This window comes from Aeromonas popoffii, from assembly GCF_000820025.1.
GTDB lineage: Bacteria > Pseudomonadota > Gammaproteobacteria > Enterobacterales > Aeromonadaceae > Aeromonas > Aeromonas popoffii.
Map to the genome: position 1 here is coordinate 1 of NZ_CDBI01000083.1, position 11,646 is coordinate 11,646.

General features: G+C 58.2%; 11 protein-coding genes. 6 read left to right on the forward strand and 5 right to left on the reverse strand.

The features are described from left to right. From BN1129_RS18190 to BN1129_RS18205, 4 genes are all read left to right on the forward strand, one after another. Window positions 1-261 (forward strand): transposase (locus tag BN1129_RS18190; RefSeq protein WP_042034171.1); only part of this gene is annotated, 261 nt, incomplete at its 5' end. 404 nt (window positions 262-665) lie between these two features. Then, window positions 666-1,277 carry an OmpW family outer membrane protein gene (locus BN1129_RS18195; RefSeq protein ID WP_042038477.1) on the forward strand — a complete coding sequence of 204 codons (612 nt, stop codon included), beginning with the start codon at window positions 666-668 and terminating at the stop codon, window positions 1,275-1,277. Window positions 1,278-1,493: 216 nt separating this feature from the next. Next, window positions 1,494-3,473 (forward strand): methyl-accepting chemotaxis protein, encoded by a 1,980-nt coding sequence (locus BN1129_RS18200; protein ID WP_042038478.1) that lies wholly within the window; start codon window positions 1,494-1,496, stop codon window positions 3,471-3,473. Window positions 3,474-3,481: 8 nt separating this feature from the next. After that, a complete protein-coding gene (locus BN1129_RS18205; RefSeq protein WP_042038479.1) occupies window positions 3,482-4,960 on the forward strand; it encodes an ABC transporter substrate-binding protein in 1,479 nt (492 codons plus the stop codon). Between the two features lie 63 nt (window positions 4,961-5,023). Here BN1129_RS18205 and BN1129_RS18210 read toward each other — a convergent pair whose 3' ends face one another. Continuing rightward, window positions 5,024-5,824, reverse strand: a complete 801-nt coding sequence (locus BN1129_RS18210) for a GNAT family N-acetyltransferase (RefSeq protein ID WP_042038480.1) — start codon at window positions 5,822-5,824, stop codon at window positions 5,024-5,026. A 328-nt stretch (window positions 5,825-6,152) separates the two neighbouring features. Here BN1129_RS18210 and metF point away from each other — a divergent pair, with 328 nt between their 5' ends. Beyond that, window positions 6,153-7,049, forward strand: a complete 897-nt coding sequence (metF, locus tag BN1129_RS18215) for a methylenetetrahydrofolate reductase (protein WP_042038481.1) — start codon at window positions 6,153-6,155, stop codon at window positions 7,047-7,049. A 68-nt stretch (window positions 7,050-7,117) separates the two neighbouring features. Here metF and BN1129_RS18220 read toward each other — a convergent pair whose 3' ends face one another. Then, a complete protein-coding gene (locus BN1129_RS18220; RefSeq protein ID WP_042038483.1) occupies window positions 7,118-8,182 on the reverse strand; it encodes a DUF3103 family protein in 1,065 nt (354 codons plus the stop codon). 150 nt (window positions 8,183-8,332) lie between these two features. Then, on the reverse strand, window positions 8,333-9,484 hold the full coding sequence (locus BN1129_RS18225; protein ID WP_042038484.1) for a benzoate/H(+) symporter BenE family transporter: 1,152 nt from the start codon (window positions 9,482-9,484) through the stop codon (window positions 8,333-8,335). A 120-nt stretch (window positions 9,485-9,604) separates the two neighbouring features. Between BN1129_RS18225 and BN1129_RS18230 the strand changes: the two genes are divergently transcribed. After that, complete coding sequence (locus BN1129_RS18230) at window positions 9,605-10,174, forward strand: helix-turn-helix domain-containing protein (protein ID WP_042038485.1); 570 nt, start codon at window positions 9,605-9,607, stop codon at window positions 10,172-10,174. 16 nt (window positions 10,175-10,190) lie between these two features. Here BN1129_RS18230 and BN1129_RS18235 read toward each other — a convergent pair whose 3' ends face one another. Then, window positions 10,191-11,387 carry an NnrS family protein gene (locus tag BN1129_RS18235; RefSeq protein ID WP_042038487.1) on the reverse strand — a complete coding sequence of 399 codons (1,197 nt, stop codon included), beginning with the start codon at window positions 11,385-11,387 and terminating at the stop codon, window positions 10,191-10,193. Window positions 11,388-11,448: 61 nt separating this feature from the next. Beyond that, window positions 11,449-11,646: hypothetical protein (locus BN1129_RS24045; protein ID WP_209418532.1), on the reverse strand; the 198-nt coding region annotated here is incomplete at its 5' end.

Consider the following 11,646-nt stretch of genomic DNA (forward strand, 5'->3'; position numbering starts at 1 on the left):
AATCTGATCACGCTGTTCGATTATCCCCCCGCCATCCGGAAGGTGATTTACACCACCAATGCGATCGAGTCACTGAACAGCGTGCTGCGTAAAGCGACCAAGCAAAGGAAGCTGTTCCCGACCGACGACTCGGCGCTAAAAGTGGCGTTTCTCGCGATACAGCAGGCCTCCAAGAAATGGACCATGCCGATCCAGAATTGGAAGCTTGCCCTAAATCGCTTTATTATCGAATTCGGTGATCGCCTGAACGGTCACCTGTAATGGAGTGGGCAGTTACACAGAATTATTTACAGGCTCCCAGAATGGCGATGATCTTTTCCCGTCTTGTTTGTTCTTTCATGCATTTTCGCTTACAGCATGCGCTACATGGGTGGCAAAAATACGCTTGTTACCAGGTTGAACCCACCATCCCTCGCCGTTTAAACCTGCAATAAGATATATTTGCATTGTTTCTTAGTGAGTGCCCCCGGCAGAGTTTTATTACTCAATGCATTGTTTTTATTGTATTTTTTATTTGTTTTTTTCAGTTTGATGGGGCCGAAAAGCTGCCGAACACATCTATCTATTTCTTGGTAACGTTTGAGCTAAATCAATAACTCTGCGTTCACATCCCTTTATAGTTTTCGGGCTTGCAACATAGAACGAAAACTAAAAGGAAAAATGTGATGAAAAAGATCCTTCCGCTGATGATCGCAGCCGCACTTGCCTCTCCCGTTGCCATGGCCCACCAGGCTGGCGATATTCTGGTCCGTGGTGGCCTGGCGTTTGTATCCCCTCAAACGAGCAGTGACGATGTGCTGGGTACCGGTGAGCTGCAAATTGACAGCAACATGCAGCTGGGTCTGACCCTCTCTTACCTGATCACGGATAACTGGGGTGTCGAGCTGTTGGCCGCCACGCCGTTCTCCCACTCCGTCTCGACCGCGGGTCTGGGCGAGGTCGCCAAGGTCAAGCATCTGCCGCCGACCTTGATGGCGCAGTACTATTTCGGCGATGCCAAGAGTAAGGTGCGCCCCTATATCGGTGCCGGTGTGAACTACACCACCTTCTTCGATGAGCAGGGACGTGGCGCACTGGCAGGCACAGAAATCAACGTGGACTCCTCCTGGGGCTTGGCGGGTCAGGTCGGCCTGGACATGGCGATCACTGATCGCTGGTTCGTCAACGCTTCCGCCTGGATCATGGATATCGACACCGATGTGCACACTGCCGTGGGCACCATCAATACCTCCATCGATCCCATGGCCTTCATGTTCGGTGTCGGCTATCGCTTCTGACAAGATGCAGGACTGGCCTCCTCACGGCCATTACCGCTAAGCACGTCTCTTTGGCCCGGCATTGTCCGGGCCCTTTTATACTTGCGCCAGATCCCCGCAATTGTGTTACAACTCTATATAGATCAATAAAATAACGTACCCCCCTCCATAATTCGCCGCTTGTGCCGATAGTATCTAGGTTCACGTTACCTTCCCCCAATGAGTGAGGATGTCTCCATGGGTTTATCTATTGTGCAGCGGATCATCGCCGGATTTGTGTTGATGCTGATGCTGTTGATCCTGCTTGGGGTGATCAGCATCCTGAAGATCAGGGGTATCAACGATGGCTTGTCGCAGGTATCAGACCGGGCAACACCGCTGGTGATTGCGGTGGCGGGCCTGAAAGGTGCCCTGCAAGACAGTAACCGCTGGGTGCTGGTCTACCGGACCAGTAAGGAGGCGAGCCAGCTGCCGCAACTTGCCAGCCAGTTCAAGGAGCAGCAGGCCCGTTTCAGCCAGCTGAGCCAAGAGATGGACAAGTTCACCGGAGTGGGGGAGGCCAATAGCCGCTTCCAGCAGGTGGATGGCGCGACCAAACAGTTTTATGGGCTGGCGGAGCAGGTGCTCTCCCAGCACAGCCAATGGGTCAACGCCCTCGATCAGCGCCACCAGCTGGAGATCGCCTTCATCCGGCTGGAAGACACCTACCAATGGGCGGCCGATCTGCTGTTGCAGCAGACCGCCAGCAAGCGTTCCATGCGCAACAAGGCCGAGCTCATCACTTCGGGCATAGCGCGGGATCTGAAAAACATTCGCCGGGCTGATGCCAACACAGATCTCAATGAACTGGAAAAGGTGCTTAGCAAGGATATCGAGATGGCTCGCAAACGCCTCGATCGGGTGCTGGTCCCCGACGATGTGAAGCAGCGTTTCGTCTCCAACCTGGATCGGATGCAGGAGCTGGCGCTTGGCCAGCAGGGCTTGCTTGCCACCATGCGCAATGCCCAGCAACTGGCAGCATCGTTGCAAACCTTGAATCAGCAGCTAGACGCCAGCCTGGCAAACAGCCTGAGCCTGCTCGACGAGATGGGTCAGTCGGCCGGGACCATCGCCAGTCAGAGCCGGACCGCGGCAGATGATGCGGTCAGCAGTGCCAGCTTCTGGATCCTGATCGTTGCCGCCATCTCGGCCGCGGCGGCGCTCATCATTGGCTACACCACGGCGCGCAGTATTCAGCGTCCGCTGCAGATGATCAACAAGGAGCTGAACCACATGGCGGCCGGGGACATGACCCGCCGCATCAACTACCGCAGCAGCTGCGAGTTCGGCACCCTCTCCCACTCCATCGATACCCTGGCCAGCAAGACGGGGGAACTGCTCTCCAAGATCAACGTGGGCTCCCGCCATCTGGTGGATGAGGCAAGCCGCGCCGCCGAGATCAGCGAGCGGGCCATGTCCCGGGTACAGGATCAGAAGAGCCAGACCGATCAGGTGGCTGCTGCCATCACCGAGTTGGAGGTGAGTGCTACCGAGGTGGCCCGCTCTACCGATGGCACCAAGCGGGAGGTGGATCTGGCCGATGACGAGGCCCGCAGCAGTCGCCAGAAGGTGGCGACCACTCGTCGTATCACGGAGCAGCTGGCTGGCGCCATGGAAGAGGCCGTCGGCATTACCTACAAGCTGGGTGAGTTCAGCAACAATATCGGCAGCATTCTGGACGTGATCCGCAGCATCGCCGAGCAGACCAATTTACTGGCCCTGAATGCGGCTATCGAAGCGGCCCGGGCCGGTGATGCCGGTCGCGGCTTCGCCGTGGTGGCCGATGAGGTGCGAGCGCTCGCCAACCGTACCCAAACCTCGACCGAAGAGATCCAGGCGATGATCGAGAACCTGCAAAACTCGAGCAAGCAGGTGGTGGAAGTGATGGGCCGCAGTCAGGAGCAGACCCAAACCTGTGTCGAGCAGACCCGCGAGATGGATCTGGCATTGCAGTCCATCGCCGAACGGATGACTTCCATCAAGTCGATGGCGGATCAGGTTGCCCATGCCGCTCAGGAGCAGATCTCGGTCAGTCAGGGCGTCGCTCGCCATATCGCGGGCATTGCCGACGTGGCCTACGAGACCGAGCGGGAGGCGAGAGAATCGGCCAGCAGCAGTGAAGTGCTAGCGGATCTGGTCGCCAAGCAGCAGCAATTGATCGCACATTTCAAGGTCTAGGAGGGCTTATGTCTAAAAAGTGGATTGGGGCCCTGAGTCTCCTGTTGTGTGGACAGCTGATGGCCAGCGAGCTGGTGATCGAGAGCTGGCGGATCGATGACAAGGCCTTGTGGGAACAGAAGATCATTCCCGCCTTCAAGGCGGCCCACCCGGGTATTGAGGTGAAATTCAACGGTGTGCAGAACGTCGACTATATGCCGACCTTGTGGGCCAGCCTGAAGGATGGCAAGGCCGGGGATCTTATCACCTGTCGCCCGTTTGATGACTCTTTGGCTCTGTTCAAGGCGGGTCATCTGGCGGAGCTGACCGAGATGTCGGGGATGGAAAACTTCCCGAGTTTTGCCCAGTCGCCCTGGCAGACCGACTCCGGCGCCCAGACCTTCTGCGTGCCCATGGCCTCGGTCATTCATGGTTTTTTCTATAACAAGAAGATATTCAGTGAGCTGGGTTTGGCAGTGCCGCAAAGCCGTGATGCCTTCTTCGCCGCGCTCGACAAGGTGAAGGCAGATGGCCGTTATGTGCCGCTGGCCATGAGTGGCTCTGAAAGCTGGGTATCGTCCGAACTCGGTTTTCAGAACATAGGCCCCAACTACTGGAAGGGGGAAGATGGGCGTCTGGCGCTGATCGGGGGCCAGGAGCGGCTCGACAACCCGCAATACGTCAAGGTGTTTGAGGAGCTGGCCCGTTGGCGTCCCTATCTGGGTGAGGGGGGAGAGCGTCGGGACTATGCCGCCACCAATGAGCTGTTTACCTCCGGCAAGGCCGCCTTCTATGTGGCGGGTTCCTGGGAAATTGCCCCCTTCACCGGCAAGGTCGACTTTGGCGTCATGCGTCCGCCTGTGGCGAAACAGGGGGAGGGTTGTTTCTTTACCGATCACACCGATATCGGCATGGGGCTGAACCCGGCCAGCAAGAACAAGGAGGCAGCCATGGTCTTCCTGCAGTGGCTGACCACCTCCCAGTTTGCCGAGCTCTATACCAACTCGCTGCCGGGGTTCTTCTCCCTCTCCAACCACTTCTTTGATGTCACCAACCCGGCGGCCAAAGAGATGATGGAGTGGCGCGATCAGTGTGACTCCACCATTCGGGTGGCGACCCAGATCCTCTCCCGTGGCACGCCAAAACTGGGAGACGAGCTGGCCGAGGTGAGTCAGGCCGTGCTGCTCGGCAAGATGGAGCCCAGGGCGGCCGCCGACCGGCTGGAGCAGGGGCTGAAAGGCTGGTATCCCGCTCATCAGGGCAACAAGGCCAAGGGGCAGGATTGCCAATGTGATGTCGCTGCGGCCGCCGTATCGGCTGCCGCTATAACCACACAGACCCCCGCCGTTGCCGCACCACCCGCTGCGATGCCGGCTGTGACAGAGGCTCCTGCCGTGCCCGTGCCATCGGTGACGCCCGCCACGCCCGCATCTGCCGCACCCTTGCCGGTGCCGTCGGCCGAGGTGGAACAGGCGCTCTCCAACGAGCTGGAAACGCCGCAGCAATAATCAGTCACACCATAAACAACGGGAGGCTTCAGCCTCCCGTTTTCATTGCTGCCCGCCGCCTGGCTATTGCGTCTCGCGGGGCCAGCGACAGAGACTGCCAATGCGGGCCACTGGGGTAAAGCCCAATGAGCGGTAGACGCGTTGGGCGTGATAGTGCTCGTCGGCCACTATGATGAGCTGGCTGACGCGATCCAGCCCCTGACGGGCGACCTGGCTCAGCAGTTGGCGGCAAAGTCCCTGGTTGCGCCAATCCTGATGAGTGCGAACCAGCTGAAAGCGGCCCAGGGTGTCGGTGAAGAAGAGACCGCAACTGGCGACCAGCTGACCCTCCCGCCAGATCCCCCACCACTGTCCGAGCCCATCCGCGATCATGGCTTGGTACAGGTGACGGCGCGACTGCAGATAGGGCCGATAGCTCTCTAACGAGTGGCCCGGGTCGCGTTCATTGAGCTCAAACGTCAGCCACTCATCCCAGTCGGCGGACTTGAAGGGACGTGCATCCGCCGCCAGATCGCCCGCCGTCGGTTGATGCCAGCTGAGGGCATCCAGCGCCAGTACCACGCACTCCATGTATTGATAGCCTGCCGCCACGAAACCGGCGACCCGGCTGTTTTGGCCTGCGGCCAGCGGCCATTGGAAGGTGTGGTGTCGTACTCTGGGATCCTGCCCGATCAGCTTGTCGAAGCTGGCCTCGAGCCAGCCCTTGTCACGATCGCTGGGCGGGGTGGGGAGCAGCAGATAGTTGCCAAAATAGTAGTCGGGGACATCAGGCGTGCGCACAGTCCAGAATTGCTCATGAGCAACCACGTTGCCCTGATAGCGATCGAACAGCAAGTCGGTGGCAAAGCCGGGGTGGGTATCCATGATGAGGCTCCTGCGAATGGCTCAATTGGTTATCGGCAGGGAGGGGAAGAGATTGAAAAAGGGGCCGGAGCAACCTCCGGCCAAACAATCACACGCAGATTCAGAACGTCCAGGACGATCTGGGCTCATGATAACGCGACTCCGCTGATTTTGGGATGGGGATCCAATCGTTACTTCAAGTTAATTGCGAAATAAACACTGGCTCTCGCCTCGATCCGTAAATCAGTGTTGACTTTGATCCATTTTCTCATAAAGATAGAAAGACGTTTAGACGTCCAAACATCCGTTTTGACGTAGAGGAATGGGTTGCGGGACAGGGAGAGAGCAGATGGGATTTCACAGTGCACGTCAGGTTGAGGCACTCAACCAGAGTTTGGCCGATTTAAGCGGTGACATCGGGGTTAGTTTTGAGTTTTTTCCACCCAACAGTGAAGGGATGGAAAACACCCTTTGGCAATCCATCGAACGGCTGAAAGTGCTGGAACCCAAGTTCGTCTCCGTGACCTATGGCGCCAACTCCGGTACCCGGGATCGCACCCACAAGGTGATCAAGGATATCAAGGAGCGTACCGGGCTTATCGCGGCCCCCCACCTGACCTGTATCGATGCCAGTCGTGATGAGCTGCGCACCATAGCCCGCGATTACTGGAACAGCGGCATTCGCCATATCGTGGCCCTGCGTGGCGACTTGCCGCAGGGGCTGGACAAGCCGGACATGTATGCCACCGATCTGGTTGCCCTGCTCAAGTCAGAAGCTGATTTCGATATTTCGGTGGCCGCCTATCCAGAGGGGCATCCCGAGGCCAGGAGTGCGCAGTCCGATCTGCTCAACCTCAAGCGCAAGATTGATGCCGGTGCCAACCGCGCCATCACCCAATTTTTCTTTGATGTGGAGACCTACCTGCGCTTTCGGGATCGCTGTGCCGCCATCGGCATAGATGCTGAAATTGTGCCTGGGATACTGCCTGTCTCCAACTACCAGACCCTGGCCAAGTTCGCCGGTTTTACCAATGTGAAGATCCCACGCTGGATGCATCAGCGTTTCGAGGGGCTGGACAACGATCAGATGACCCGCAACCTGGTGGGCGCCAGCATTGCCATCGATCAGGTGCGCGTGCTGAGCCAGGAGGGGGTGAAAGATTTCCACTTTTATACCCTGAACCGTTCCGAGCTGACCTACGCCATCTGCCATACCTTGGGGGTCAGACCGAAGGACCCGGCCTGATATCGGTTGCCACAGGCACAAAAAAAAGCCAATGAGTTGCTCATTGGCTTTTTTGTCATAGTGGCGTATTAAGGCTTGGTTGGGGCTATCTCTTTCGGTTCGAGGTCGATGACCGCATTGCCGGCAGAACCCGGATACTGATGATAGCTCTGGTCCTGCTCCAGGGTGTAGAAGGTATCCAGATAGTCATCGTTGTTGGTCATCCAGGAGTCGGGCAGCGCCTTGACGATACGGCCGCCGAGATCTAGGAAGGGCAGGGCCTCCGGCACGCCGCCAGCGGTAAAGGCGAGCTTGAGGGCATCAATAAACAAGGCACTCAGTTCCTTGTAGTTGACGTTGTCGTCCTGCTCCATCATGACGATGTCGACGGCACCCCAGCGGTAGCGATCCCAGTACACCAGGATCTGGTTGGGGGTGTATTCGGTGTTGTCATAGTCGAGGTAGGGCATATCGACGATGTCGACCACGGGCTCAGCCCGGCTGGGATTGACCCCGGCGACCACCGCATAGACTTCGGCCGCGCCGAGCAGCCAGGGCTCTTTATCATCCTTCAGACTTATCTTCTTCAGGATGCTGGTCTTGAGCGGTGCAGTGCTGGCGGTGGTCGCCGGGGCAGCCTGCAGATCGGCTGCGGCCAGCGCTTTGCGCATCACCTTCAGGCCGGCATTCTTGGCCTTGATAGGGTCTGCTTCCACCACCAGGACAGGTCGTGCCGGTGCCTTGTCCACATCCAGATAGACGGGGTTGCCGGCGCTGTCGAAAGCCTCGATCGCGCTCCAGCTCTTCTCATCTCCGCTTGGCACATAGGCAACCAGAGGTTCGACCCCTTGTTGCAGTGCTGCGGCCTGCTCCGGGTTGGCCAGTCGCAGTTGCATCAATTGCTTGACCTCGCCATCCAGCCCTTGCCGGCTGATGGCGGCCTGGTTGGCATCGCTTGCCTGCCGCTGCAGCTGTGGACTAGCTTTTTGCAGCAGGTTGGGCAGTGGACTCTGGTACTCCTGATTGCTCAGCAGTGGCAGCAGATTTTTCTGCTGCAGCGCGAGCTGGCGTGCCAGCTCCCGATCCGAGTCGGCAGCATGGGCGGTGGTGACGCCCAGCAGTGCCAGTAACAAAATGACAGCCTGATTCCTCATTTTTTATTCTCCAGTTTATGAGTCTGACAGAGGCACACATCGGGGAAGAAGAAGTGCCTCGGCACTACTTAATGGCAATTTGTTTAAGCTGTGAACCAGTTTCTCTGAATTATGTGCTGTGTCTCACTGGAGGCTCCCCAGATGGTCAGGTCAGCTTCTTCGTTGATTGACTTGATGCAGGATGACACCGACGAGCATCCCCCAACAGGCTGCGCCGACACCCAGCAGGCTGATCCCGGAGGCCGTGATGATGAAGGTGAGCAGGGCGGCTTCTCGCGCTTCGTCTTGCTGCAATGCGGTGTGCAGGCTGCTGCCTATGGTGCCGAGCAGGGCCAACCCGGCCACGCAAGTGACCAGTGTCGCAGGGAAGGCGGTGAACAGAGCGGCCACGCTTGCCCCGAAGCAACCAGTCAATAGATAGAAGCTGCCAGCCCAGACGGCGGCCGGCCAGCGACGGCTGGCATCGGGATCCACGTCCTTGCCCATGCAGATGGCGGCCGTGATAGCGGCCAGGTTGAAGGCATAGCCACCTAAGGGGGCCAGCAACAGGCCGATCAGTCCGGTCCAGCCGATCAGGGAGGAGGTGGCCGGTTGATAACCGTGGGCTCGCAGTATGGTGATTCCCGGCATGTTCTGGGAGGTCATGGTGACGATGAACAGTGGCAGGGCTATGCCGAACAGGGCATCGAGGGAGAAGCTTGGCCAGGTCCAGACCGGACTGGTTAGCTGCCAATGCAGGGTTTCGAGTTGCAGGTCCCCCCTCAGGGCACAGATCACTATCCCCATCGTCAGCACCGGCACCATGGTGTAGCGGGGCCAGATATGACGGCCCAGCAGGAAGGCCAGCAGCAGTGTGCCAAGCAGCAAGGGATCTTGTGGCGCGACCTTGAACAGATCCAGCCCGAATCTGAGCAATACGCCGGCCAGCATGGCGGCGGCCAGCGGAGCCGGGATATGCCGCATCAGTCGATCGAACCAGCCGCTGATGCCGCACAAAGTGATCAGCAGGGAAGAGATAACGAAGGCGCCAATGGCCTCAGCCAGGGTGACGTTGCCCAGGCTGGTGATCAGCAGGGCGGCCCCCGGGGTCGACCAGGCGGTCAGCACGGGTATGCGGTAATAGAGGGAGAGGCCGATGGAGCTCACTCCCATGCCGATACCCAGTGTCCATAGCCAGGAGGCAAGCTGGGCGGCATCGGCACCCGCTGCCGTGGCAGCCTGAATAATCAGAATGACGGAGCTGGTGTACCCGACCATCACGGCGATGAAACCTGCTACCAGGTGGGGAAGGGCGAAGGGCATAGTGACGTCCTTGTCGGATTGTGACGGCTGTGCGTTATTACGTACAATGTGTATCCTGACTATATCGACGTGCGCTATAGCGCACAATGCGGTTCATGCAAGCGCAATGAAGAGGCAGTCATGCAAGAGATGAATCAGCATCTGGCCCAACGTCTGAAGGGATTACGCAGAGAACTGGGCTGGAGCCTGGATGTGGCGGCGCGTGAGACGGGGGTGAGCAAGGCCATGCTGGGGCAGATTGAGCGGGGTGAGTCCAGTCCCACTGTGGCTACTTTGTGGAAGATCGCCACCGGCTTTCGGGTCTCCTTCTCCAGTTTCATCGAGCCCACCCCAGCTGCGCAGGGAGAGGTGCTCTATCGTACCGCCGATGCCATTCGTCAGCAGCCGGCGGGAGAGGGCATGCAGGTCGCCCCCTTATTTCCTTACGAGAAGCGGTTTGGCTTTGAATTGTTTGAACTGACGCTGTTGCCCGGATATCAGCGCGAATCCGAGCCTCACGAGCCCGGTGTGACCGAGCATGTCATCGTCATCAGTGGTCTGATGGAGGTGCTGGTGGAAGGGACGTGGCGTTCACTGACGCAGGGGGAAGCGGTGCGCTTTGCTGCTGACCACCCCCATGGTTATCGCAATCTGGGGATTGCCCCTGCGATCTTTCACAACCTGATCCACTATCCGGCGGTCAGGCCCTGAGTATCAGATCGGATGATCAGCCCGGACGGCCATCCGCCCTGGGACTGCTCAGTATAGGGGCATAAACCCAGACAAACAGGCCATAGGCACCGACCCAGGCCAGGCCACTCAGGTTCCAGCCGTGCAGGGTATAGGCAGGCCAGAGTAGCGGGAGCACAACCCGGATAACAGCTGCCGCTATGACCAGCACGAATGCGCTGCGCATCCTGCGCCCAACTTGCAAGGCTCGGCCGCTATGGCCGAGGGAGACGCGCGTCATCATCCCCAGGATCATGGTGCCCATGCAACCTGCGCTGAGCAGGTGGCTGGCCGTCGACAAGGTGATGGTCAGTCCTGCGGCCTGCGCCCCGAGAGCGAGCAGACCGAGTGGAATAAACAGATAGGCAAGATGGAGTGACCACAGCAGTGGATGCGAGAGGGTTGATGGCAGATGCCAACGCTGTTGTCGCCACAGATGAAAACCTGCTGCCACTATATATAGAGGCGCCATATAAGTGCTGGTGGCCCATTGGGTAGGGAGCAGCAGCCAGGCCAGCAAGATAAGCCACAGCGATGCGAGCGCTGTGCGCTCCAGCCACAGCAGGGGAGCCGTTTTCTCCTGACCGGTGCCTCGGGCTGTGAAGAAGGGGATGACCCGTCCTCCCATCACGGCAATCAGGGTCGTGAACAGCAGCACTGTCGTGATCAGCAGATGCTCTATGGTGATCCACTCCTCATGCCACAACCAGCTGGCGCCATTGAGCAAAGTCAGTACCACAAGCAGGGGAACAAAGAAGAGGTTGCGCCATTGGCGGGTCATTATGATGGGCTTGGCCAAGAACCAGGCGCAGAGCGGTAGCCACATCAGATCCATCATCATCAGAGCAGGGTTCCCTTCTCCCAGCCAGGGCAACAAGCACCTAGGTATGGCCCACAGGCCAACTACCAGTGCCAATGGCCAGCCCCGAACACCGGGATGTGCTGTCCAGTTTTGTACGGCGGTCAGCAGAAAGCCCGCCACTATGGCGGCGCCGAAACCAAACAGCATTTCGTGAGCATGCCACCAGATGGGGTTGCCGACCCCTGGCAACAGGATCCAGCCATTGAGTTGTGCCAGCCAGCCCAGCATGGCCAAGGCAGAAAAGAGGGCCCCGAGTTGGAAGAAAGGTCGGAACCCCAAGCGCAACAGAGGGGCTATCTGTTCTTCTTTGCGGCTATCCAGAATCTGATGCATGGCGAGATCTTAATTGAACATTTTAAAAGCCAATTATAAATGTGCTTTTAAAATGTTCAATTTAAATCCAGTCAAAGCCTGAGTTGATGGCGTAATGAGCAAAAAAACACGAGATTGCTGTATATCTGAGCGAACGAACAATTGTGATGAAAAAGTCCTTGTCATCCCGGCGTGGCTCCCTATAATGCGCCCCTACCAGCACGGCGGAACACGCCGGACTGATGAGCCAGCTTCCTAGTGAAGTGGGCGCCGAAAGAAA

Excerpts from the sequence above, each read along its gene's own strand:
- BN1129_RS18235 (WP_042038487.1), bottom strand. The coding sequence starts at position 11,387 with ATGCATCAGATTCTGGATAGCCGCAAAGAAGAACAGATAGCCCCTCTG.
- BN1129_RS18220 (WP_042038483.1), bottom strand. The coding sequence starts at position 8,182 with ATGAGGAATCAGGCTGTCATTTTGTTACTGGCACTGCTGGGCGTCACC.
- BN1129_RS18195 (WP_042038477.1), top strand. The coding sequence starts at position 666 with ATGAAAAAGATCCTTCCGCTGATGATCGCAGCCGCACTTGCCTCTCCC.
- BN1129_RS18200 (WP_042038478.1), top strand. The coding sequence starts at position 1,494 with ATGGGTTTATCTATTGTGCAGCGGATCATCGCCGGATTTGTGTTGATG.
- BN1129_RS18210 (WP_042038480.1), bottom strand. The coding sequence starts at position 5,824 with ATGGATACCCACCCCGGCTTTGCCACCGACTTGCTGTTCGATCGCTAT.
- metF (WP_042038481.1), top strand. The coding sequence starts at position 6,153 with ATGGGATTTCACAGTGCACGTCAGGTTGAGGCACTCAACCAGAGTTTG.
- BN1129_RS18225 (WP_042038484.1), bottom strand. The coding sequence starts at position 9,484 with ATGCCCTTCGCCCTTCCCCACCTGGTAGCAGGTTTCATCGCCGTGATG.
- BN1129_RS18230 (WP_042038485.1), top strand. The coding sequence starts at position 9,605 with ATGCAAGAGATGAATCAGCATCTGGCCCAACGTCTGAAGGGATTACGC.
- BN1129_RS18205 (WP_042038479.1), top strand. The coding sequence starts at position 3,482 with ATGTCTAAAAAGTGGATTGGGGCCCTGAGTCTCCTGTTGTGTGGACAG.